Below are 24,418 nucleotides of genomic sequence, written 5' to 3' on the forward strand. Positions count from 1 at the left end.
ATAATCACCTCTATAACGCTGGAGGTAGCATTCTATGGCCATTAGTATCGATAAAGCATTCGGAATTCATCCGCACGGAATGGTGTTGCGAGAAAAACGCGCAGAAATAATTGCGAGTAATATTGCCAATGCTGACACGCCTGGTTACAAGGCAAAAGGCATGAATTTTCAAGAAGCCCTTGCCGGGGCGGCAAAGAATCAACAAATGGGGATGTCCCGTACCCATGAAAAGCACTTCGATGTCCGCATGGAATTGAACAATGGAACAGGATTTCGCGTTCCAGATCAACCAGATACAGGTGATGGTAATACTGTAGACGTACAAGTGGAACGAAACTTGTATCTAGAAAACTCATTGCAGTATCAAGCCAGCGTGCAATTTTTAAATTCTAAAGTGAAAGGCTTGAAGAAAGCCATCGGTGGAGGACAGTAATTATGAGTTTATTTAACGTCTTCGACATCTCTGGCTCTGGTATGTCGGCGCAGTCGGTACGATTAAACACAACGGCAAGTAACATTGCCAACGCAGACAGTGTTAGCAGTAGTATTGACCAAACATATCGAGCAAGACATCCGGTGTTTGCCGCTGAGCTGCAAAAAGCTGCCGCTGGCCAAGAAGGGTCAGTTGGCGTGCAAGTGTTAGGTATTGTTGAAAGTGATAAGCCATTGAATATTGAATACTCGCCAGAGCATCCAATGGCAGATAAGGACGGCTACATTTACAAGCCAAACGTGAATGTAATTGAAGAAATGACCAATATGATTTCTGCATCACGTTCATATCAAACCAATATTCAGCTGGCTGAGTCAGCAAAGAATATGGTCAACAAAACCCTAACGTTAGGTCAACGTTAATAGAGTGAGATAGGTTATGGATTCTATAAGTGGTAGCAGCGGATTAGACGGCCTACGTTGGCAAAAAGAAGAAGTACAAATTGCGGATGAGAATGACAATGGCATGCTCACCCAGGAAGACTTCTTTGCTTTGATGACGCAAGAACTAGCGCATCAAGATCCAACAAAACCTGTTGAAAACAATGAGATGATTTCTCAAATGACCGCCTTCTCTACTACTGATGGTGTTGCTCGCTTAAACGATCAGTTTACTGAATTTGCAACAACTATGTCGTCTAGTCAGGCATTACAAGCGTCTTCATTAGTAGGGCGCAGTGTACTGGTTGAAGACAACGTGTTTGCAAAAGTAGAAGGCGAAGAGCCGAAGGGCAAAATTGTGACCGACCAAGCTGCTAGCAACGTGAATATTTATGTTGAAAATACAGCCGGTGAAATTGTGCAAACAGTACCTGTCGGCAACGTAGCAGCAGGTGAGCACATCTTTACATGGGATGGAAACATGGCAAGCGGCGACCCGGCTCCTGAAGGGGCATATCGTTACCGCATTGTCGGTTTGGTAGATGGTCAAGCGTCAGAGCTTCAAGCAATGACATATCGTAAAGTCGACAGTGTTACCTTAGCGGGTGCTGGCGGCAACATAGTATTGAATTTAAACGGCGGCACCAACATGAATTTGTCTGATGTTGTCGAAGTTTCTCAAGGTTAAATCAGCACAGATTTCGAAGAGGTGAAATTATGTCTTTTAATATAGCGTTAAGTGGTCTAAATGCCGCTCAGAAAGATTTGGATGTTACGTCGAATAACATTGCGAACGTAAATACAACAGGCTTCAAGGAATCACGAGCTGAATTTGTTGACGTATATGCAGCATCACTGCTTGCTGGCGGTAAAACAAAAGTAGGTGACGGTGTGTTAACGGCCGATGTTGCTCAGCAATTCTCACAAGGTAGTATTCGCTTTACCAATAACGCACTTGATTTAGCCATTACCGGTAATGGTTTTTTCACAACCGTTCCTGAGCTAGATAGCTTAGAGCGCTCATACACACGTGCTGGTGAGTTCAAACTTAATGCCGATAACTTCGTAGTGAACTCTAACGGCGAATTTCTATTGGGCTTTCCAGTTAACCCTGATGGCTCATCATCTTCAGTTGCACTAAGTACTACGTCACCCATTCAAATACCAACGGCATCAGGTGCTCCTCAAGCATCAACGACGGTAGATATTCGAATGAATCTACCTGCTGGTGATGAAATTATTCCAGCAGCGTTTTCGTTTGATCCGTCTGATCCGCTAACGTTTAACCACTCAACGTCAGTGACTATTTTTGACTCGTTAGGTGATAGCCATGTAATGACTTATTACTTCCGAAAAGAGTCTGCAAATAACTGGCACATGTATACAGGTGTTGATGGCACAATGTTGGATATTCCAACTTCTGGTCAACCAGCGATTCCTACACCTACGCCAAATTCACCAAGCGCGACGATCCGTCCAGCTTTACTGACATTTACTTCTGGTGGTGACTTTACCGCGCAAGATCCTGCGGTGATTACAACAGAAGCTCTTAGCGCAAATATTTTGACTAATGGTGCTGAGCCAACCCAGACAATTACCGTTGATTTCAACTTAGATCCATTGGCTCCGAACTCAGCTGAACCTACGCAGTTTGCATCAAACTTCGAAGTAACGTCACTTGAGCAAGATGGTTTAGCGGTTGGTCGTTTAACAGGCCTTGATATTGATACCGACGGCCTTGTACGTGCAACCTACAGTAATGGTACATCAGAGCCACTATCGCGCGTTGCATTAGTGGGCTTTGCCAATAACCAAGGCTTAACCCAAGTAGGTAATACGTCATGGAAAGAGAGTTTATTGTCAGGTGAGGCATTAGCGGGTGAGGCAGGGTCAGGTACCTTTGGCACGATTAACTCGTCAGCACTTGAGCAATCTAACGTGAACTTAACATCAGAGCTCATCGACTTAATTGCTGCGCAACGTAACTTCCAGGCGAACTCACGTTCACTAGAAGTAGATAACCAGTTGAATCAGACAATCTTACAGATTCGATAAAAACTAGCTTCCCGCTTCAAAGCCCCGATTATCGGGGCTTTTTCATTTCTGTTACAGCAAACATTTGTAGTCACTTCTTTGTGGCATCTAACTTGCATTTCTCATGTTAAGAGTAATTACAGGCGAAAATCGTTATGGATAAGATGCTTTATATCGCGATGAGCGGTGCGAAACAAAATATGCATGCCTTATCAGTGACTGCGAACAATTTAGCAAATGCAAAGACAACGGGCTTTAAAGCTGACCTTGCGCAAGCAAGAACGATGCAAGCGTTCGGTGAAGGTATGCCCACGCGCGTGTTTTCGATGACTGAACGAGCTAGCCAAAACTTTGACGGCGGCTCGATGCTTGCGACAGGTCGTCCGCTGGATGTTGCTGTACAAGGTGATGGTTGGATTGCCGTGCAAACACCTGATGGTGGCGAGGCTTACACACGAGCAGGTCATTTAACGATCACCGAAGAAGGCTCTCTGCAAACAGCGAATGGCGATTTGGTCATGGGCGAAGTTGGGCCTGTATTTTTACCGCTACCGGTAAATGCTATTCAAATTTCTAATGACGGAACCATTATGGTTCGCCCGGATGGCGCACCAGCCAACATTCAAGATGAAGTAGGGCGAATCAAGCTAGTAAACCCTGATGTACGAAACATTGAAAAAGGTACTGATGGCCTGTTTAGACGTAAAGATGGCACTGTTGAGCCACCTGATATTACCGTACAAATTCAAAGCGGCATGCTTGAATCAAGCAATGTTAGCCCAGTCTCTGAAATGACTGACATGATCGCATTACAACGACAGTTTGAAATGCATTTGAAACTTATGAAAACAGCAGAAGAAATTGATTCAGCAAGTTCTTCGTTATTGCGTGCTTTCTAATTTTTTAAGACGAGGTGAAGTATGAACCCAGCATTATGGATTAGTAAAACTGGCTTAGATGCGCAAACGAAGGATATCGCGGTTATTTCAAATAACCTAGCGAATGCCAGTACCGTCGGTTTTAAGAAAAGCCGCGCTGTTTTTGAAGATTTGTTGTACCAAACAATTAACCAACCAGGTGGCCGAAGCGCGCAAGATACGGAAATGCCATCAGGCTTAATGCTTGGTGCAGGTTCTAAAGTGGTTGCAACGCAAAAGATCCACACCCAAGGTGACATGATAACAACGGATAATTCGCTAGATATCATGATTCAAGGTGAAGGCTTTTTTGAGATTCTGATGCCAGATGGCACCTCGGCATACAGCCGAAATGGTCAGTTTACCATGGATGAAGAAGGTAACGTGGTTACACCGGGCGCGGGTTACCTTTTACAGCCGCAAGTCACCATTCCAGAAGATGCGTTAGAAATTAATATTTCACAAGACGGCGAAGTGTCAGTTCGTCTTCAAGGACAAGCAGAAAACGCGGTAGTGGGACAAATCAATACGGTTCGTTTTATTAACCCAACGGGGCTAGAGCCTATCGGTCAGAACTTATTTACTGAGACGGCAGTAAGTGGTGCGCCTACCGAAGGTGTGCCGGGTCTTGAAGGTTACGGTATGTTGGTTCAAGGGGCACTTGAAACGGCTAACGTCAATACGACAGAAGAACTCGTTAATCTGATTGAAAGCCAACGTGTTTATGAAATGAATTCGAAGGTTATTTCTGCGGTCGATCAGATGCTGAGTTATATCAACCAGCAGTTGTAATTAAGGAGTTTGTGATGAAACACCTTGTGAGTTTGCTGATCATTCTGTTGCTTGCTGGCTGTGCTAGCAACAATGAAATGACAAAAATACTGCCTGACGATCCTGATTTTGCGCCAATTTTGCCGGAAGAAGAGGAAGAAAGTGTAGTACCTACAGGTTCACTGTTTAAAACAAACTACGTGAACAATATCTACTCTGATTCTAAGGCACATCGGGTTGGCGATATTATTTCTGTGATTTTGAGTGAGAGCACGCAGGCGCAGAAAAATGCCAAGACTGAATTGTCAAAAGAGAACGAGGCAACGCTTGATCCCATAATTGGGCTTGGCGGAAATCCTGTAACCTACAAAGGCGATTCAATTCAGTTCGGTATGAATCAAGAGACCGAATTTACAGGTGACTCGAAAGCCAATCAAGGTAATAGCTTGAGCGGTAACATTTCCGTGCACGTGTTGCGGGTTTTACCCAATGGTAACTTGATGATTCGTGGTGAAAAATGGATGACGCTTAACAATGGTGACGAATACATTCGTCTAACCGGCATTATCCGCCCGCAAGATATTACCTCTGAGAACACCATTATTTCTCACAAAGTCGCTAATGCGCGCATTCAATATGCAGGTACCGGTGCGTTTGCCGATGCGCAAGAGCAGGGGTGGTTAACTAAATTCTTCAACGGCAAATGGTGGCCGCTGTAATTGATAGCGGGAGGTTAATATGAAAAAAGTATCTACATTTTGTCGTATCGTATTAACGGGCTTGATGGTTTTAACAAGTTTTTCAAGCGCGGCTGCACAACGAATAAAAGACTTAACGGATGTACAGGGCGTTCGCTCGAACCAATTGGTCGGTTACGGTTTAGTGGTTGGTTTACCGGGAACGGGCGAACAAAGTCCGTTTACTGAGCAAAGCTTTAAAACCATGTTAAGTAACTTCGGTATCACGATGCCGGCAAATCTAAAGCCTAAAATCAAAAACGTTGCCGCGGTAGCTGTTCACGCTGATTTACCTGCATTCGCTAAACCTGGCCAAACTATTGATGTGACAGTTTCCTCTATGGGTAGCGCACAAAGCTTGCGTGGCGGTACGTTACTACAAACCATTATGATGGGTATTGACGGTAATGCCTACGCTGTTGCTCAAGGTAGCTTAGTAGTGAGTGGCTTAGGTGCTGAAGGTTTAGACGGTTCTAAAATTGTCATTAACACGCCAACTGTGGGTCGTATTGCTAACGGAGCAACGGTGGAGCGCGAAGTTAAGTCACCATTTTTATCCAGTGATCACATCACACTGAACTTACATACATCTGATTTTACATCCGCAAAACGCATGGCTGATACCATTAACGACTTTGTTGCTGGAACGGCACGCGCTGTTGATGCTACATCGGTAAAAGTGACCGCGCCACGTGATGCAGCTGATCGTGTTGCCTTTTTATCGATGATTGAAAATTTAGAGTTTGAACCAGACTCGCCTGCAGCGAGAGTTATTGTTAACTCGCGCACAGGTACGATTGTTATCGGCGCCGATGTTCGCTTGTTAGCTGCAGCGATTACTCATGGTGGTATTACCGTAACGATTAACGAGCAGCAAGAAGTGTCGCAACCTGATGCGTTTGCCGATGGTGAAACCACGGTAACTGAAAACAGCATAGTTGACGTTAATCAAGACGATTCTCGCATGTTCGTATTCAATCCAGGTGTAACGTTAGACACGCTGGTTCGTGCCATTAACGAGGTGGGCTTAGGTCCAGGTGATGTTATGGCGATTCTAGAAGCATTAGAACAAGCTGGCGCTTTACGCGGCGACTTGGTCATTATCTAGAGCAAAGGGCTGGGATTATCATGGATAGCAAGCTGTCTGAAGTTCAAAACTTTTTCGATTTAAATAGCTTAAACAATATTCGTGAAGCGTCACATAAAACTGACGCTGATTCGAAAAAAGCAGCCCTAAAAACGGCGGCACAGCAGTTTGAAGCTATTTTTATGCAGATGCTGCTAAAGAGCATGCGTAAAGCTGAGGAAGTACTTGAGTCAGATAGTCCTTTTAATTCTCAATCGACTAAATTTTACCGCGATATGCATGATCAGCAGTTAGCGGTTGAGCTATCGAACAATGGTACTCTCGGTTTAGCCGAACTTATTGAACGTCAACTTGGCGGCGGCGATGGTGACTTTACACCTCGCTCAGTACTGAGAACTAATGATGATGTTGTGAGAACGACAAACATGGACAGCACCTCACAAAACAGTGTGCCGTCAAATATTCGTCGTGTTGATACATCGGCAGCCGAAACAACTGTTAAACAGACTGAAGCATATTCTTTTGAACAGCCTAAAGACTTTGTGACAGCGCTTACAGAGCCTGCAAAACAAGCTCAACGAAAACTTGGTGTGCCATTTGAAGTGGTTATCGCACAAGCGGCACTGGAAACCGGTTGGGGCAAAAAAGTCATCCAAAAAAATGACGGTTCAAGTTCAAACAATTTGTTTAATATTAAAGCCGATAAACGTTGGGCTGGGGACAAAACAAACAAAGATACGTTGGAATTTGAAAATGGTGCTCTAATCAAGAAAAACGAGCCTTTCCGCGTATATGATTCTCTGAAAGATAGCGTTCAAGACTATATTTCTTTCCTTTCATCTGGTAGCCGTTATCAAGATGCGCTTTCTAAACCAGACAATGTGGAACACTTCCTGCAGGGATTACAAAAAGCCGGTTATGCGACGGATCCTAAGTACGCTGAAAAGATCTTAGGCACGCTAAAAACAGTGACTGGCATTTTAAGTAATTAGCAGGCTATCGACTTCACTCTGTACTCGGTAGCTAGGAGTATAGAGAATGTCTATTAACTTGTATCAAACTGGGGTAAGTGGTCTTTTATCAGCCCAGCAACAGTTGGCTACAACAGGTCACAACATTGCCAATGTTAACACCGAAGGCTACAACCGACAGCGCGCTGAACAGCAAGCGCAGTTGGGTATCGCGTTTGGCGACAACTACATTGGCTCTGGTACCTACATTACAGACATCACGCGTATTTACGACCAATTCTCCTACAAAGAACAGCTTATCAACACCAGCAGCTTAGGTGGAGCAAATGCTAAGTTTGCTAGCCTTGACCAGCTTAATGACATCATGAGTTTTTCGGGCAATGCCGTGCTTAATTCTATTGACCGTTTTTACCAAGCGGTAAATGGTATTGCAGATAACCCAAGTGACTCTGGCCTCAGAAACATAGCCCTTACACAAGCTGAAATTTTGGCGAGTGACTTTAATTCTCTCAACGCTAACTTTGAACAGCTTGAACAAGCGAACAACAACGAAATCGAACAAATTGCAGAGCAGATCTCAGAAATTTCGATTGAGCTTTCAAAAATCAATGAAGCGATTTTGCAGAATCCGACATTCTCATCAGCAGGACAACCAAACGACTTACTTGATAAGCGTGACATGCTGATTACCGAGTTAGGTCAATATACATCGGTGAATACGGTTACTGACGCCAATGGTGTAATGACTGTCATGATAGGCGGCGGCAACACATTAGTTGCTGGTATTACTCCGTTGACTGTTGAGATCAATTCTGGTGATCCGGATCCAAACCAAACTGAATTAGTGCTCGTTGGCCCAAACAGCAATATTGCGCTTGATGAGCGAAGCCTGGGGGGCTCGCTTGGTGCTAAGTTCGATTTTCGTGATAACGATTTAAAACAGGCGCGTGCAGAAATAGATCGTTTGGCGATGGGGATTTCTGAAACGATTAACGCGGCACAAGCGGATGGTTTAGATTTAAATCAACAGCAGGGCGTCAATATTTTTACTGACATTAATGACCCAACATTGACTGCTGGTCGAGTATTAGAGCCTTCTTCAAATTCTGCTGGTGTTAGCGCTGAAGTTGTTATTACTGATATTGGTTTAGTGCCAACCAATGAGTTCGAAATTGAATACGATGGCGCTAACTACATCATGACAAATCAGTTGGATGGTAGCCAAACCAATTTAGGCCCCGCGGGTGGTGGTACTTACGCCACTGCGTTTGGATTTGAATTTGTTGAAACAGGTGCAGTGCCAGTAGCTGGCGATACGTTTGTTATTCGCCCGAACGAAAACAGCGCGGCGCTAATGGCCGTCACACTAAATGACGGTAACGCGATAGCGGCAAGTACGCCTGTCGAAATAAAACCATCGCCAAACAACGTGTCGGCAGGCGCTATTACGATTACTGATGTGATTGATCCTGTTGCTGCTCGTACGCTGGCACAGCCAGATCCTATGAAGATTGAAGTGCTTGAAGACCCCGTTGGTACGTGGAATTACACCTTCACTGATGGTGCTGGTACTGTTTCAGGTCCATTCCCTTATACACCACCTTCCCAATCTGTTGATTTACCGCCGGGTGGCCCGTTTGCGTTTACGGTAGAAATCAGTGGTACACCTTCAGGTATAGCACCAAGTGCACCTGAAGAGTTCTTGATAGAAGACGCTTGGGGAATTGGTAACGGTCAAAATGCGGTCTTGATGGGATTGACGCAAGAACAGGGCGTTTTAAATAACGGTAATGAAAGCTTCTCAGAAAGTTTAGGTATCACCATCTCAGATGTTGGTTCAAATACTAAATCTGCAGAGCTAATTGCAGATACTGCCGAGGCATTACATACCCAAGCGTTTAACCGCAACCAAGCAACATCAGGTGTAAACCTTGATGAAGAGGCTGCAAATTTGATCCGTTTTCAACAGGCGTATCAAGCGGCATCACAAGTTATTTCAACTGCAAATACTATATTCGACACCTTGTTGGCAGCAGCGAGGTAGGAGTAAAACATGCGCGTTTCTACAGCACAATTTTATTTTCAGAACAGCTTGCAGCTTAGCAACAAGCAAACGGATGTTAATGATCAAATTGAATATATTGCTTCAGGTAAACGGGTCCTTACGGCAAAAGATGATGCCGTGGCATTTGGCACGTTAGTTGGTTACAAAGATGAGCTTGCAGCAATAGAGAAGTATCAACGGAACATCACGCAAGCTGAAAATAGAAACAGCTTGGTTGATACCTCATTTGCTAATGCAGAACGCTTATTGCAAGACATTAAGCAAAAGTTTATTCAAGCGAACAACGGTACATTGTCAGATGCTGACTTAGAGTCTTTAGGCGCCCTAATTCAAGATGGGCAAGAGCAGTTGCTCGATATTGCCAATATAAAAGACGAAACAGGCGGCTATATTTTTGCCGGTTTTGCGATTGATGTGCAGCCTTTCTCTTTGCAGCCAGATAATACGGTTAACTACAACGGTGATAGTGGCGAACGCGAGTTACAAATTGCCAAAAATATCTTAGTTGGTACTAACATTCCGGGTGATAAGGCGTTTGAGGATGTACCGAATGTGATTGGCGATTTCTCGCCAGTGTATAACACGAACAATTCGGGTATCAGTGTAACCTCGGCAAAAATTACGAGTCCAGGCCTATATGACGATAGTGTCGGTCCACCGCCCGCATACCAGCCAGATTTCCAATTCAACTTTGGCCCTACGGCACAAGATTTAAACGTCACTGATGCAGATGGTGATGTGCTTTATACCACTGCTGCTTATGTACCAGGCCAAATAGTACCGTTAGCAAATGGTGTGGAAGTTCAGATAAGCGGCAATCCATTGCCGGGCGACAGTTTCGACATTACACCAGAGGAAGATATTAGTGTCTTCCAAACCTTGAAAGAGGCAATTGATTGGGTAAATACCGGCAACAACCCGGCAAACCCACTCCAACATGAGGTGGATTACGGCGAAATTCTTGAGCAAATTGATGCCGCACTCAACCACATGACGTCTCAGCGGACAGAAGCGGGCACTCGTTTAAGCCTCATTGAGAATCAAGACAATAACCATCAAGACACGGTTCTGTACTTAGAACAGGGGCGGTCAAATATTGAAGACCTAGATTTTGCAAAGGCTATAGCCGAGTTTGAGCAGTCACAAGTGGCACTACAAGCGGCACAACAGACCTTTGTACAAGTGAAAGATTTATCTTTATTTAATTATATTTAATTTTTTGGCACGTAAAGTGCTTTGGTTTAAGTGCGTCAATTTTTATGCACTGTGGTTCAACCCAATGTTGTTATCAGCAATCGAACCACTACCTATAACTTAGGAGATGATAGCAATGGCTTTAGTCGTAAACAGTAACATCGCATCGTTGAACGCACAGCGTCAGCTTAGCCGTGCAACCGATGACTTACAAACTAACTTTCAACGTTTATCATCAGGTAAACGTATTAACAGCGCGAAAGATGACGCTGCAGGTCTTCAGATCTCAAGCCGTCTAACTGCGCAAATCAATGGTCTTAACCAAGCAGCTCGAAATGCAAATGACGGTATTTCACTAGCGCAAACCGCTGAAGGTGCGTTAGATGAATACACGAATGCATTACAACGTATGCGTACCCTAGCGGTACAAGCGTCGAACGGTTCTAACAACACGTCTGACCGTGCGGCTCTGCAAGCAGAATATGCGCAGCTTGAAGAAGAATTAACACGTATTTCGAATGACACAGAGTTCGGTGGTGTTGCACTTCTAAATGGTTCGTACAACGAAGGTTTCCAAATCGGTGCTAACGCCGGTCAGGTAATCTCAATCACCATTTCTACTAACTTCGATGCAACGTCAATTGTTGCTGGTGGTGTGGGTTCAATCGGTGGTTTCTCTGCGGCACAAAGTGCTATTTCCAAAATGGATGACGCATTAGCGGCAGTAAACAGCGTACGTGCAGACCTGGGTGCTAAGCAAAACCGTTTTTCTTCAATTATTCGTTCGAACACGAATACTGCAGAAAACGTCTCAGCGTCTCGTTCTCGTATCGAAGATACTGACTTTGCTGCAGAATCAGCAGCATTGGCAAGAACAACAGTTCTGCAACAGGCATCTAGCTCAATGTTAGCGCAGGCTAACCAGCAGCCTCAGATCGCTCTATCGTTACTGCAATAATAGACATTTGCAGGCAAAAAAAGACCCTTTATGGGTCTTTTTTCATTTTTATTTTCTACTAATTTCAGCTGTTTATAGATTAATTGCGCTTTTTTTGTGTTTTTTTTCTAAAAAAGTTTAAAGATCTTTTTTTAAGCGCCGATAAAGGTTTCAAGAGGCATACAGTGATAGTCATTGGGTCTCTAAAGTTAACAACTGAAAGAGCACAATGGCTCAGGAGCATTTATCATGGCTTTAGTAGTAAATAGTAATATTGCATCATTAAATTCACAGCGTCAGTTGGCTCGTACAACAGATGACTTATCAACTAGCTACCAACGTTTATCATCTGGTAAGCGCATTAACAGTGCTCGTGATGACGCTGCGGGTCTACAAATTTCATCTCGTTTGACTGCACAAATCAACGGTTTGAACCAAGGTACTCGTAACGCTAACGATGCTATCTCACTTGCACAAACCGCTGAAGGTGCATTAGATGAGTACACAAACACGCTTCAACGTATGCGTACACTTGCGGTACAAGCATCAAACGGTTCAAACAACACATCTGACCGTTCTGCACTTCAAGCTGAGTACAGCGAGTTGGCAACAGAATTAACACGTATCTCTGATGATACTGAGTTCGGTGGTGTTGCGCTTCTAAATGGTTCTTATGACGAAGGTTTCCAAATCGGTGCGAACGCTGGTCAAGTAATCTCTATCACGATTTCTCAAGACTTCGCGGCTTCTAACATCGTAACAGGTGGTGTTGGTTCAATTGGTGGTTTCTCTGCAGCACAGAGTGCTATCGATAAAATGGACTCTGCACTAGCGGCAGTAAACAGTGTACGTGCTGACTTGGGTGCGAAGCAAAACCGTTTCTCATCAATCATTCGTTCGAATGACAACACTGCAGAGAACGTTTCAGCATCTCGTTCACGTATCGAAGACACTGACTTTGCTTCTGAATCAGCAAACCTAGCAAGAACAACGGTTCTTCAACAGGCTGCAAGTTCGATGTTAGCGCAGGCTAACCAGCAACCACAGATAGCTTTATCATTACTATAATAGTAATAGGAAATAAGCTGATGGAAATGGCACTCCTATTATAGGCGTGTCATTTTCGTTTTAAGTGGGTAGTATTAAGAGAGGTATTTATGGCGGCTCAAGTAAATAATGATGTCTCTATCGATGCGCTATCTAGTGGTGTTTTTGCCCCCAATAACAATGTTAAACAGTCACCCAATGCGGACGCTGCTAATATTGAGCAAAAGCAGGAACAACAGAGAGTGCAGGAAGCTGGTAAAACCGGCGATGCGCTTTCAGTAGCCGAAACGGAAGAGAAAACAAGCGAAGAAGCAAAGCAAGAAATTGAAGAAGCGGTAGAAGTTATAGCTGACTTTATGAGTCTACCGATGAAAAATGTTAACTTCTTGACTGATGATTCTTCAGAAAAGACGGTGATTAAAGTCTTTGATTCAGAGAGCAAAGAGCTCATTAAACAATTTCCTTCAGAAGAAGTACTGGAAATTGCCCAACGCATTCTTCAAATTCGTGAAGATGTAGGTAAGAAGACTGGCATACTTCTTGATGAAAAGGTGTAAATAAACGTTAGGAGTCGGTAATGAATATTACTTCACTTGGTATTGGTTCTGGCCTTGATTTAGAAGGTATTGTAGAGGCTTATATCAATGCTGAAGCGATTCCAGTAGAAGTTCGATTACAAGAAAAAGAAGACCGACTTAATACTGAAATCTCTGGCCTTGGACAGCTGCGTTCAGCGTTAGATTCTTTTGAATCTGTAGTTGATAAGCTAGCTAAGGAAGGAGCATTTAACCAACAGATCGTTAATGTTGGTGATGACGATATTTCTGTAACAACGAATGGCTTCGGCAGCAACGGTGCATTTGACGTAGAGGTGCAACAACTTGCCACCGGTTCAAAGCAACAATCGACACTATTTGCCGATTCAAGCACTGTGTTGGGTGCTGGTACGCTTACTTTTACCGCTGGTTCAGATACATTTGATGTCACTATTGATGCTACCGACGACCTCGGAACAATCCGCGATAAAATTAATGAGCAAGCCGAAAACTTTGGCGTATCCGCAAACATCATTAACACTGGCAGTAATGCATTTCTATCATTCTCATCTGAAAAAACAGGTGCAGCAAATGAGCTTTCAATTACCTCGGGTGACGCAGCTTTAGCTGGATTAACAACGGCGAATAATACGGTTGTTCAATCGGCACAGGATGCGCAAATCGAAATCGACGGCAATGGAATTGTTATATCTAGCGACACCAATGAGTTTAAGAATATCATTGAAGACGTCACGATTAACGTCAACAAAACCAATGTGGGTGACCCGACATCGTTTAGCATTTCTCAGGATGAGCAAAACGGGCAAACACTAATTGATGAGTTCATGAATTCATACAATGGTTTGATGCAAACCATGGATGATTTGGCGAACCCAGAAAATGGTCAGTTAGCTTTTGATCCAAATATCCGTGCGATTAAATCGCAGATGGTTAACATCGTGACAAGCAATGTAGCTAGCCTTTCAGGAGGTGACATTGACTCGCTAGGTGATATTGGTATTTCTATCAATAAAGAAGGTTTGTTAGAGGCGAGTCTGGTTGAGTACGGCAGTTTAGCCAGTGGTAAAGATACACTAGATGCCGCGCTAGAAAACAGCTTAGCTGAAATTGGCGAGATTTTTGCTAGTTCTGATGGTGTTGGTGCACAAATGCAGGCCATGCTAGAAAGCTACAATGGTAGCGACGGTTCTTTGACTCAGCGTAATAGTCAACTTCAGATAGAAAGATCTGGCATTCAAGATGAGTATGCAGAGCTTGAAGAACGCTTAAGAGATTACGAAGACACACTAAGAAAACGTTTTACATTCTTAGACCAAACTGTAGCGCAGTACAATGCAACAAGTGCCTGGTTAACGTCAGCGTTAACATTACCAACGAGTGATAACGATTAAGGCTAACTCACAGGAGTTGTACCATGAGAAAGAATATTAAAGCTTACGCCCGCGTCAATGTAGAAAGCGGTTTGATGGACGCCAATCCTCATCAAGTCATTCTAATGATGTATAACGGCATTCTTGACTGTATTGCCAATGCTAAAGGTGCCATTGAGCGTAAAGACATTCAATTAAAAACGGCTCAAGTGTCTAAAGCTATTGCATTACTTGAAGCACTTCAAAGTGCCTTAGATATGGATGCCGAACCACAAATCTCGACTAATTTCTATGAGTTGTATGCATACTGTATCGACAAATTTATTGACGTAAATGTTGATATGAATGTTGATACATTAGCGCACATTGATGACCTTTTGCGTCCTCTTCGAGATGCTTGGTCACAAATGTCAGAAGACGACAAACAAACAGGTATTGATCTGCTAAAGCAAAAAAATCAACAATCTAGCGCTGTTGGTGCCTAATGGATTATGCCTCTTTAGTAGAAGAGGCTCGTGAATTAAACGAGCAATGTAAAGAGGCTTTCCGTGCGGAAGAATTTGAGCAAGGTAACGCATTGCTCAAAGCAAGACAGTCTAAGTTAGAAGATATTGTTGAAGCCATGAATTCTTTGCCGGCGTCAGAAGACAGTGCCATTCAGTTAAGAAGTTTTCTTGCTGAAGTATTAGAAGATGACAAGCGGCAAGCTAATTATTTTAACGGTCTAAAAGATCAGGCGTTGCAAGATAATATCCGTCAAAAGAAAACGTCGAAGGCGCTTAACAGTTACGCAAAGGTGAATCGATTTAGCTAACCTGAAAAAATATATAAATAAAAAAGGCGATGAATATGCATCGCCTTTTTTATTTGATTAGCTCCTCACCGATGCATAGGAGCTTAGTCAAGCACTTCCCATAATAGCAGTGAGATGCTCTAAAACATTTTGCGCTTCTGCTGTTTTATTGTTTTCAATAAGTAGTTTATGAAGAGCCTCAATTGCCTCAATATCATTTCCTTTCACTTCTATATAGTCATAATAAGCGTGTATCGCTTGTTCTGGCTTTTCATGAAGGGTTGAAATTTTTGCCAGTTGTATGCCATATAGCTTGTTCAGTGAGGTGAGTCGGAGTAACGCAGATTCAGCCTTTTCTGGTTGAGCATTTGCTAAATAAAGCCTTGCCATTATTCTCAACTCGTCTTCATCAATAAATTTATCATCCACGCTTTCAAATAAAGAAATGGCAAGCAAACCTTGCTTGTTAATGTTTGCTATGCAAGCTTGAGCAATAAGTGACATTTGGTGCCACCCAGGCTCATCATCTGATTTGGCTTTCAAGTTTTCTATCAATAATTTGAGCCCATCTACATGTTTCTGGCTATGTAAGCGCCTTATTTTTCGCTTCAATAAATGTGGATGGAATTTCACATTTTCTTGGGCTGCAATAAATTGGAAAGTGGTTTTTCCTTCAAGCTCCTCAATAAACTCTTGCTCTGCGTTATTTAACAATTCTTCCATTTCTGAAGTAGCATCAAGTTCTCCTTGTGAGATAAAGCTTTTGAAAAGCTTTGCCCTTCCGAGTGTTTTAGTCTCTCGCCAATGCTCAATGCTCTCTACAATTGATTTCTTTAATCCTAATTCATCTTTTCGTAGAGAAATGTGTTTTTTTATCTTGAAGAACAATTCACTGAGTAGGTCACAGCTATCTATATAGGCCTGATAGTAGAGTGCTCCTAACTCCTTCATTTTGTCGTCAGTCCAATTTTCGTGCGATTGTGGAGTGACTACCTTAATGAAATATTTCATGCCGTACCGTTTACAGAGTTCACTTGCGGAGGCGTATTTTTTATCTAGCTTTTGTTCTATTTTGTCGAGCTGAAGTTTTGATTTAGCCTTTTTTTCTTCACTTAATGTGTTGTCATACAGAGCTGCATTTAATTGCAATGCGGATTTCGCTAATTTTCTTATCTCAGTGATATCACCTTGCTTTTGCTGAAGCTCCGACTGCGTTTGCGCGACATGCTTTTTGTTTTTTTGCCAAGAACATGAAAATTGATGGGTAAGCTCTTTAACATCTATTGATATATCAGATAATTCAATTTCGTCAGGTGCTTGATAAGGAATTGAGTCAAGCTTGGTTGCATTAATTGATAAGTTGAAAACCCGGCTCCCTATGCTTGTTGCTTTTTCTGCCTGCGCTTCTATCACCTTTGCTGCTTGATGATATGGAATAGTGGTTTCAACGAGATCTCCCGCATAAGTTTCTACCCATAGGCCATCATGGTGTAAGGCTGCGCCATGTTTGGCTTCTTCACTACCTGAAGCATGTGAAACACCTGTTTTTGAGTAACAAAGGTCGACTCCTGTTAACAATATTTTGCTAAAGCCAAATCCTATTGCGCAGTTTAGTGCGGTATTGGTTACCGTAGGCCCCATACCTGTCATGTTCTTTTCATTGAGTTTTGTTTCCCAAGGAAATAAAAGCCCTAAATATGCTTTTCTACCATGCCATTGGTGCACTAATCGGTTGTTTGCGTTGTTGTTATAAACAAAAAGTACAGAACTGGGCAATGTTAGTAACTCTTTACTTACGTCATAGCTTGGCGTAAAAGGGTCTACGCTAAAGACAATGTCTGGAATTAAGTCGGTCTCTTTTAAACGTTTTGCAACGCGAGACACGGCTAAAATAACAATTTTTTCTCTATTAGCTTTCATCCAGTCAATCGATTCATCTAAAGATGGGCCACCACCAATTACAACCGCAGTTTGCCCTTCAAATGCGCCCATTAGAGGAATCGCTGAATAATAATTTTCAGTTAAGTTATTTAATTGAGATTCTGTAAAGAATTGGTTGCCCAATGAACTGTTCTGCTGAAACGTTAATGTTTCGATATTTTCTAGAATGCTTAGATGCATCGCATGGTATTGATCGTCAAAATCATCGACTGAGCCGATTGAACGATGATAGGCAACGTTTGCCGAATAAAGATACGTTTCTATCTTCATTTCATGTGCTTTGTCGTACCAATTATCAAGTGTTTCTACAACAATATTTTCACCCAGTTGTGAAAGGTCGATAAGCTGTTTTATCGCTTCAATTACATGCGGTTGCTCAACAAACAGAAACTTGCTGTCTGCTGGTACACCTCGATAATAAACATACAAAAGTAGTAGGCCAGAATCACAGCCAGAAATTACATTGAATTTTTGTTCTTGCCACAATTCATCTTCATAATATTTATCAAACACTTCTTCTGCGCTTTTGCTAATAAACGCGTTTCTATTCACAGAATATAAATACTGTTCACCATGGCTATTTTGCGTAAAAAATTCAGGTGGGTTTGCTAATGCATCTGTCATTGTTTTGAACCTGTACTCTGTGAAAGGTTGGCAAGAACGCGTGGTGATATTTCATATTCGAAAATGTCAGCGGCAAAAAGGTAGTCTCTATTTGCTAGCGCGTTGTGGGCAATAGTTATTAAATTGCTCAATTCTTCTAGGTTACTTTTGGGTAGTGGGGCTTCCATCAATAAATCAATATATATTGTTGTTTGTAGCCCTGCATCACCTTCATAACCTAGCCTGAGTGAACGAACGAGTGTTGTTGTTTGATTTGTTATGTCTTTTATGAGTGATTCCAAAGTGTCGCCCCCTCGATCTTGGCACTTTGTTCACTGCCATTAAAAAAGCGTATATGGCTTTTCTTGGCAATATATTTTTCTAGCTCGCGGAGATATGTTCTGTAGTTCGCGAGTGTTCGATTTTTAGTGCCCATGCCGTTTTCAATCCAGTGATTCGTGTTGGCTATTTCGTCGTCGGTATAGATATTTATGGGCATTGCGGCGTGTGACTTGTCATTAATGAATGAAAAATCGGTACCTAGCAACACTATCTCTTTTGCGCCAAACTGAGCGGCGAGATCAACGGTAGGGTGGATGACACTACCAGCTGAAAAAAGTCTTGGTTTTGGGTTACTGGCATTAACAACATTGTAGTCTCGAGTATTACCATAGGCACAATATTTATCACCTGACCATTGTTCAACGAAATTGTTATTAGCGGTAGGAAAGTAAACTAAAGATGCACGGTGCATTTTTCCTTTATCTACATTTTCTAAAAATAGATGAGTATGCTGATCAATCATCACGATAATGTCAGGTACAATGTTTCTTGCAATTAAAGCCGGTACTGCGGTATCTACCGCAATCAACAGTATGTTGTCTTGCTCTTTCTCAAGCCAGTATAAATGTTCTTCTAGCGAGGGCCCTGCCGCTGCAATGTAAGCTTTTTGATTACCCGAATATTTGGAAAGCAGTGCAGTAAAGTCACCACTTTCCAACATGTTAAATTCGTTTAGCGCAACAAGATTATTAAAATTCTTTTCGTATGTCAGTTTGTCTTTACTGCGCTCATCAAGCTCAGCAAATATGTTATCTCGTAATTGCTCATTTTCTGCATCTGCCAAAATAAGCTCGCTCACTAACGCTACAAAATCGTCCGGTATTTGTTTAACCACATTTGCGTTCAGCAATTGAACATTCTGATGTGTTATCCAAGGATGCTCAACGGCAGATAAAGAAACGGATGCCGTTTTGAAATTAGTGATGCACACTTTTATTTCTCTTTGCGGATACACTTCTATCAGTCGATTAATATGGTCACCAAGACCTAAACCAAACACGAACACCGGAGAGTGGTTGTCATCTACCTGTTCAACTAACAACTTTGCCTCTGATAGGCGATCGTAATTTGAAGTTAATTGAATATTGTTGATTACCACAGTATTGTTTTCATAAGCAACGTCAAGGTTATTGGTTGCAGTAGTACATAGTGATTCATGTAGCTGCGGCCAACGTCGCTCGATAACTGCTAAATTTTGTGAAAGAAATGACATATCAGGTCAGCGATATAATAGTTATATTTGTGTTTTAGCAAAAAAAACGCCAATAAGCACATGTCAAATGTTTGACTTGAGTAATTGGCAGAAAAAATGCATTGTGTACGTAAATAAAGCGCTTAACGCATTGATGAACAATTAAAACTTTATCATTAGCTGTATTTAGCGTATATGTTCACACTAAAATTGAAGCGTGGTTGTACTTGGGATAAAACACTAAGTCTACTCAAGATTACAGTCACCACTTTAACGTGTCTCAAAAGGTCGGAAGATGTTTGAAAACGCAAATCTTTTAATAACGGGTGGCACGGGTAGCTTTGGAAAAGCGTTTATCCGACACGTATTAAATAACTTCAAGCCCAACAAAGTCATTGTTTATTCACGCGATGAATTAAAACAGTACGAAATGGCGCAAGAATTTACCGACCCCTGTATGCGGTTTTTCATTGGTGATGTCAGAGATGCTGAACGCTTGCGAAGAGCAATGCATGATGTGGATTTTGTTATCCATGCTGCGGCGCTTAAACATGTGCCTATCGCCGAATACAACCCAATGGAGTGTATAAAAACAAACGTAATTGGCGCTCAGAATGTCATTGATGCAGCGTTAAAAAGTAAAGTGAAGAAAGTTATCGCTTTATCAACGGATAAAGCAGCTGCACCTGTTAATTTATACGGTGCATCAAAGTTAGCTTCTGATAAGTTGTTTGTAGCAGCCAACAACATGCGAGGCAAAAACCCAATACAGTTCTCCGTTGTTCGTTATGGCAATGTATTAGGTTCACGTGGCTCTATTATTCCTCACTTCAAAAAACTGGTTGCTGGTGGCGCTGAATCACTACCAATTACGGATCCAGAAATGACGCGCTTTTGGATTACTCTGCAAGAGGGGGTTGAGTTTGTGCTCAATAGCTTCCAGCGTATGCAGGGTGGTGAGACCTTTGTTCCTAAAATACCGTCGATGACAATTGAGGAAATGGCAAAAGCAATCGCGCCAGATTTGCCACACGAGATTATTGGTATTCGTCCAGGTGAGAAAATGCACGAAACCATGTGCCCGGAAGATGATGCTCACCTTACCATTGAATTTGATGACCACTTCGTCATCATGCCAAGCATTATCTTTTACAAGAAAGTCGACTATTTTGAAAATGCGAAAGACGAAAAAGGCCAGCTAGTGCCAAAAGGTTTTGAGTATAATTCGAAGACGAACGATACATGGATGAACGCTGCACAGCTTCTCGAAAAACTTAAAACAGTGACAATGGAATGATTCCGTACTCTACCCAACTTATTGAACAAGACGACGTTCAATCCGTTGTAGATGCGCTCACTGGCTCGCACCTCACACAAGGTCAAATTGTTAAAAACTTTGAAGCGCTGATCGCTAAGGCAACAGATTCTCAACATGCTGTTGCTGTTAATTCGGCGACTTCTGCGCTTCACTGTGCCTTTCACGCCATTGGCTTACAGCCGGGTGATGAAGTCATTACTACACCGATCAGCTTTGTTGCGACGGCTAATATGATTATTGCTTGTGGTGCTATCCCCGTCTTTTGTGATGTCAAAGATGATGGCAATATTGATGAGTCGCTCATTCCAGCACTTATCTCCGACAATACTAAAGCGATTGTGAGTGTCGATTTTGCAGGAAAGCCTGTGAACTATGAGGCGCTGAGAAATATAGCAAACGAACATAAACTTTTCTTTGTATCAGATGCTAGCCACGCGCTTGGGTCTAGTGTCGAGCATGTGCCGGTTGGCGCGTTGGCCGATATTACAATTTTTAGCTTTCATGCGATAAAACCAATAACGACAGGAGAGGGGGGCGCAGCCGTTACTCAATCCTCTGCGTTGGCGGAAAAAATGCGACTATTCTCCTCTCATGGCATGCAAAAGCAGAGTTTTTGGCAGGCGGATATGGTTGACTTTGGACATAACTACCGCATTACCGAATTCGCTTCTGCGTTGGGAATCAATCAACTTAAAAAGCTTAAGCGTTTTATCTCGAGACGTGAAGAAATTGCAAATTACTTTGATAAAGCATTTTCAGGTCAATCATATTTTACGCCAGTAAAGCTTAACCCAGGCACTCAATCTGCGCGCCACCTTTACCCCGTTTTGCTAAATGAAAAGCTGTCTGCTAAACGAGATTCGGTTATCTCAACGCTTCATGAAAAAGGCATTTTAGTGCAGGTGCATTACCGTCCAATTTATCAAAATACGTACTATCAAAACTTAGGCTATAGCGCGCTACCAAACGCTGAAAAATTTTATCAAGCGGAGCTTTCTATTCCTTGTCAGCAGAAGATGACCAATGAAGACATGGTTTTTGTTGCTGACAGTGTGCTTGCAGTAGCGAAGGAGTTAAGTGAGGTCGATGGTTAACTTATTCATTATTATCCAAGCGCGAATGACCTCTACACGATTGCCAGGTAAAGTGCTTTTGCCATTGAGAGGCACTACTGTTTTAGGCACTATGATTGAGCGCTTATCAGCCTATAAAGAAAGCATCGTTATTGCGACAACAAATGATGGTAGCGAAGCGCCAATAGTTGAGTTTTGTCAAACTAACGACATCAAAGTCTTCCGAGGTGATACTGACAATGTATTGTCACGTTACTATTTGGCTGCCAAAGAGTTCGGCGCAAAAGCTGGCGACATTATTGTTAGGCTAACGTCAGATTGCCCACTCATAGATCCCAATATTACGTCTCAAGTTATTGAACTTTATAAGCAGGGGCAATGCGACATTGCCGCAGCAAGCAGCAATAGTGGCTTTCCGCGAGGACTTGATACTGAGGTATTCGGATTTGACCTATTGGAAACTGCCTATCTTAACGCAACACTAGATTATGAAAAGGAGCACGTGACTCCTTATATTTACCTTACTCATAAAGATAAATACCGTGTTGCGGAAGTAAAAGCGCCGATAGACGCCTCTCAATATCGCATTACGCTTGATGAACAAGCAGATTACGAGGTGATTACGAAGCTTTACAAATTACTTAATGACGATGTGTCATTTAATTATGATACGTTGTTGGAAGTGCTAGAGAGTAACCCTGAGGTATCAGGGCTTAATCGACATATTGAACAGAAGAAAGTGAACAATGAATAAGCCTTATTTTATTTCTGAAGTATCGAGCAACCACAGCCAAGACCTTGAACGAAGCAAAGAATTTATTCGTAAATCCGCTGAAATTGGTTGCGATGCAGTAAAGTTCCAATTGTTCAAAATAGACCAGCTATTCGCGCCGGAAATATTGTCGAAAAGTAAAATGCATGCGGATAGAAAACAATGGGAATTGCCTGTAGAGTTTCTGCCAGAGCTTAGCGCTTGCTCCAAAGAACACAGCATTGACTTTAGCTGTACGCCATTTTATTTGAAAGCCGTTGAAGAACTTGAACCTTATGTAGACTTCTACAAAATTGCCTCTTACGAGTTGTTGTGGGACGATCTCATCATTGAGTGCGCGCGCACAAATAAGCCATTGGTGCTTTCTACTGGTATGGCGACGCTCGATGAAATAGGTCATGCTGTTTCCACTTTTAACCGACATTCGAGTGCAGAGTTAACATTACTCCATACAATTTCCGCCTACCCAACACCAATCCATGAGGCCAATGTTAGTGCCATAGAAACATTACGGTCAAAATTTGGCTGTCAGGTGGGGTTATCAGATCATTCTGTTTCGCCAGCAGTATTGTTGAGGGCTATACACCGCTGGCAAGCAAGTGCTGTTGAGTTTCATCTAGATCTAGATGAGCATGGCGAAGAGTATCAAACAGGACATTGCTGGTTACCTCACCAAATTGAAAGCACAATTAAACTCGTACGAGACGGTTTTAGTGCTGATGGTAATGGCGAGAAAGCGCCTGTTCCAAGTGAGCTACCCGATCGTGAATGGCGTGCAGATCCTGCTGACGGTTTACGCCCTTTTAAACATGTAAGAAAGACGTTTAATGGCTAACACCTATCGCGCTGTTATCCGCTGTGATGCGTCACCTGCTATTGGTATGGGTCATATTGTTCGATGTTGCTGTTTAGCACAAGAACTTAAATCCCTAAATATTGAGCCATTATTTGTTGTTAACCCGTCTGATGCTGCGCGCAGTTATATAAGAAAATTTGATTTTAGATGGGTCGAATTTAGTCGTGACGATGACGACTATCTTGAATTTTTTCAAAATATAGTTGAGGAAGAAAACATTGACGTTTTTATCGGCGACGTAAGAGATGGTTTACCAATATCGCTTATTAATTTTTTGAAAAGTTTACAAATAGTGACTTTAGGTTTGGATGAACCGAGTGATTACCGGGTCGCATGTGATAAGATTTTTTATCCGCCAAGCCCCTTTGTGCAACAACTCGATTGGACCGGCTTTACTGGCGAAATTGCGCAAGGATGGGATTATATTGTTTTACGGCCAGACTTTTACAAGCCTTATGAGGTAAGTGCTAAGAAAGACTGGCTGTTAATGTTAGGTGGTACCGACGCTAAACGGCTTACCTTGCCAATTCTAAAACAGCTCGTTACCTTGCCTGATATTGCCGAATGTAATTTACACGTCGTGTGTAGAGAAACGCATCCTGACTTTCAAACGATAAATAGTTATGCCAAGTCACCCAATGTTTTAGTCCATACCCATGTTGAAAACATGGCAGCATTAATGGCCTCAATGTCACTGGCTATCATTAGCTTTGGTGTTAGTGCATATGAACTAGCTGCATTAAATGTTCCTGCTTATCATGTCTGTATTGAGCCTGATCACCATATTTCACACATACCTTTTGCAGAAAGTGGTTTAGCGCGTAAGGCTCTATTGGAAGATATTGGGCATATTGTACCGTTTAAAATAGATATACCGTTGAGTGTCAGTAATGGCGCAAAGAAAATAGCAAGCGAAATACTGGCATCGCTCGAGTCAAAGTCGATTAAGGCTATGGCGTAATATTTGC

25 protein-coding genes are annotated in these 24,418 nt (G+C 42.4%); 22 read left to right on the forward strand and 3 right to left on the reverse strand.

The window, feature by feature from the left end; translation table 11 throughout:
- The first annotated feature begins 34 nt into the window (after positions 1–34).
- From flgB to ACFSJY_RS17900, 17 genes are all read left to right on the forward strand, one after another.
- Positions 35–433 (forward strand): flagellar basal body rod protein FlgB, encoded by a 399-nt coding sequence (flgB, locus tag ACFSJY_RS17820; RefSeq protein WP_386037530.1) that lies wholly within the window; start codon positions 35–37, stop codon positions 431–433.
- A gap of 2 nt (positions 434–435) precedes the next feature.
- Positions 436–855, forward strand: coding sequence for a flagellar basal body rod protein FlgC (gene flgC / locus ACFSJY_RS17825; protein ID WP_386037533.1), 420 nt, complete (start codon positions 436–438; stop codon positions 853–855).
- Positions 856–871: 16 nt separating this feature from the next.
- The gene (locus ACFSJY_RS17830; protein ID WP_386037535.1) at positions 872–1,561 is read left to right on the forward strand and encodes a flagellar hook assembly protein FlgD; all 690 of its coding nucleotides are present in this window, start codon (positions 872–874) and stop codon (positions 1,559–1,561) included.
- Between the two features lie 29 nt (positions 1,562–1,590).
- A complete protein-coding gene (gene flgE / locus ACFSJY_RS17835) occupies positions 1,591–2,928 on the forward strand; it encodes a flagellar hook protein FlgE (protein ID WP_386037538.1) in 1,338 nt (445 codons plus the stop codon).
- A 134-nt stretch (positions 2,929–3,062) separates the two neighbouring features.
- Entirely contained in the window at positions 3,063–3,806 is a 744-nt protein-coding gene (gene flgF / locus ACFSJY_RS17840; protein ID WP_386037541.1) for a flagellar basal-body rod protein FlgF, read from the forward strand.
- 21 nt (positions 3,807–3,827) lie between these two features.
- Positions 3,828–4,616: a flagellar basal-body rod protein FlgG gene (gene flgG / locus ACFSJY_RS17845; protein WP_386037544.1), complete on the forward strand. Its 789-nt coding sequence runs from the start codon at positions 3,828–3,830 to the stop codon at positions 4,614–4,616.
- 14 nt (positions 4,617–4,630) lie between these two features.
- Positions 4,631–5,314 carry a flagellar basal body L-ring protein FlgH gene (gene flgH, locus ACFSJY_RS17850; protein ID WP_386037547.1) on the forward strand — a complete coding sequence of 228 codons (684 nt, stop codon included), beginning with the start codon at positions 4,631–4,633 and terminating at the stop codon, positions 5,312–5,314.
- Between the two features lie 19 nt (positions 5,315–5,333).
- The gene (locus ACFSJY_RS17855; RefSeq protein ID WP_386037550.1) at positions 5,334–6,440 is read left to right on the forward strand and encodes a flagellar basal body P-ring protein FlgI; all 1,107 of its coding nucleotides are present in this window, start codon (positions 5,334–5,336) and stop codon (positions 6,438–6,440) included.
- A gap of 20 nt (positions 6,441–6,460) precedes the next feature.
- On the forward strand, positions 6,461–7,411 hold the full coding sequence (gene flgJ / locus ACFSJY_RS17860) for a flagellar assembly peptidoglycan hydrolase FlgJ (RefSeq protein ID WP_386037553.1): 951 nt from the start codon (positions 6,461–6,463) through the stop codon (positions 7,409–7,411).
- A 46-nt stretch (positions 7,412–7,457) separates the two neighbouring features.
- On the forward strand, positions 7,458–9,434 hold the full coding sequence (gene flgK, locus ACFSJY_RS17865; protein WP_386037556.1) for a flagellar hook-associated protein FlgK: 1,977 nt from the start codon (positions 7,458–7,460) through the stop codon (positions 9,432–9,434).
- A gap of 9 nt (positions 9,435–9,443) precedes the next feature.
- Positions 9,444–10,670 carry a flagellar hook-associated protein FlgL gene (flgL, locus tag ACFSJY_RS17870; RefSeq protein WP_386037559.1) on the forward strand — a complete coding sequence of 409 codons (1,227 nt, stop codon included), beginning with the start codon at positions 9,444–9,446 and terminating at the stop codon, positions 10,668–10,670.
- Positions 10,671–10,785: 115 nt separating this feature from the next.
- Positions 10,786–11,607, forward strand: a complete 822-nt coding sequence (locus ACFSJY_RS17875) for a flagellin N-terminal helical domain-containing protein (protein ID WP_386037562.1) — start codon at positions 10,786–10,788, stop codon at positions 11,605–11,607.
- 228 nt (positions 11,608–11,835) lie between these two features.
- Positions 11,836–12,654, forward strand: a complete 819-nt coding sequence (locus ACFSJY_RS17880) for a flagellin N-terminal helical domain-containing protein (RefSeq protein ID WP_386037565.1) — start codon at positions 11,836–11,838, stop codon at positions 12,652–12,654.
- A gap of 89 nt (positions 12,655–12,743) precedes the next feature.
- Entirely contained in the window at positions 12,744–13,190 is a 447-nt protein-coding gene (locus ACFSJY_RS17885; RefSeq protein ID WP_386037568.1) for a flagellar protein FlaG, read from the forward strand.
- A 20-nt stretch (positions 13,191–13,210) separates the two neighbouring features.
- On the forward strand, positions 13,211–14,581 hold the full coding sequence (gene fliD / locus ACFSJY_RS17890) for a flagellar filament capping protein FliD (protein ID WP_386037571.1): 1,371 nt from the start codon (positions 13,211–13,213) through the stop codon (positions 14,579–14,581).
- 23 nt (positions 14,582–14,604) lie between these two features.
- A complete protein-coding gene (gene fliS / locus ACFSJY_RS17895; protein ID WP_386037574.1) occupies positions 14,605–15,045 on the forward strand; it encodes a flagellar export chaperone FliS in 441 nt (146 codons plus the stop codon).
- Complete coding sequence (locus ACFSJY_RS17900) at positions 15,045–15,374, forward strand: hypothetical protein (RefSeq protein ID WP_386037577.1); 330 nt, start codon at positions 15,045–15,047, stop codon at positions 15,372–15,374. Before fliS ends, ACFSJY_RS17900 begins: the two co-directional genes overlap by 1 nt.
- A gap of 87 nt (positions 15,375–15,461) precedes the next feature.
- On the opposite strand, the gene ACFSJY_RS17905 is transcribed toward ACFSJY_RS17900, so the two are convergent.
- From ACFSJY_RS17905 to ACFSJY_RS17915, 3 genes are read right to left on the reverse strand one after another with little or no spacing between them, the layout of a single operon-like run.
- Positions 15,462–17,918, reverse strand: a complete 2,457-nt coding sequence (locus ACFSJY_RS17905) for a 6-hydroxymethylpterin diphosphokinase MptE-like protein (RefSeq protein ID WP_386037580.1) — start codon at positions 17,916–17,918, stop codon at positions 15,462–15,464.
- Positions 17,915–18,199 (reverse strand): hypothetical protein, encoded by a 285-nt coding sequence (locus ACFSJY_RS17910; RefSeq protein ID WP_386037583.1) that lies wholly within the window; start codon positions 18,197–18,199, stop codon positions 17,915–17,917. The genes ACFSJY_RS17905 and ACFSJY_RS17910 overlap by 4 nt, the downstream gene beginning before the upstream one ends.
- Positions 18,184–19,452, reverse strand: coding sequence for a motility associated factor glycosyltransferase family protein (locus ACFSJY_RS17915; RefSeq protein WP_386037586.1), 1,269 nt, complete (start codon positions 19,450–19,452; stop codon positions 18,184–18,186). The genes ACFSJY_RS17910 and ACFSJY_RS17915 overlap by 16 nt, the downstream gene beginning before the upstream one ends.
- A gap of 274 nt (positions 19,453–19,726) precedes the next feature.
- Between ACFSJY_RS17915 and pseB the strand changes: the two genes are divergently transcribed.
- Genes pseB through ACFSJY_RS17940 form a run of 5 tightly spaced genes read left to right on the forward strand, consistent with a single transcriptional unit; the run spans position 19,727 to position 24,411 of the window.
- Positions 19,727–20,728 (forward strand): UDP-N-acetylglucosamine 4,6-dehydratase (inverting), encoded by a 1,002-nt coding sequence (gene pseB / locus ACFSJY_RS17920; protein ID WP_386037589.1) that lies wholly within the window; start codon positions 19,727–19,729, stop codon positions 20,726–20,728.
- Positions 20,725–21,843, forward strand: coding sequence for a UDP-4-amino-4,6-dideoxy-N-acetyl-beta-L-altrosamine transaminase (pseC, locus tag ACFSJY_RS17925; protein ID WP_386037592.1), 1,119 nt, complete (start codon positions 20,725–20,727; stop codon positions 21,841–21,843). Before pseB ends, pseC begins: the two co-directional genes overlap by 4 nt.
- On the forward strand, positions 21,836–22,576 hold the full coding sequence (locus ACFSJY_RS17930; protein ID WP_386037595.1) for a cytidylyltransferase domain-containing protein: 741 nt from the start codon (positions 21,836–21,838) through the stop codon (positions 22,574–22,576). Before pseC ends, ACFSJY_RS17930 begins: the two co-directional genes overlap by 8 nt.
- The gene (locus ACFSJY_RS17935; protein WP_386037598.1) at positions 22,569–23,429 is read left to right on the forward strand and encodes an N-acetylneuraminate synthase family protein; all 861 of its coding nucleotides are present in this window, start codon (positions 22,569–22,571) and stop codon (positions 23,427–23,429) included. The genes ACFSJY_RS17930 and ACFSJY_RS17935 overlap by 8 nt, the downstream gene beginning before the upstream one ends.
- Positions 23,422–24,411 carry a hypothetical protein gene (locus ACFSJY_RS17940; RefSeq protein WP_386037601.1) on the forward strand — a complete coding sequence of 330 codons (990 nt, stop codon included), beginning with the start codon at positions 23,422–23,424 and terminating at the stop codon, positions 24,409–24,411. Before ACFSJY_RS17935 ends, ACFSJY_RS17940 begins: the two co-directional genes overlap by 8 nt.
- Positions 24,412–24,418 lie beyond the last annotated feature (7 nt).

It is taken from the genome of Thalassotalea euphylliae (assembly GCF_042682785.1).
In the GTDB taxonomy this organism is placed as follows: Bacteria; Pseudomonadota; Gammaproteobacteria; order Enterobacterales; family Alteromonadaceae; genus Thalassotalea_F; species Thalassotalea_F euphylliae.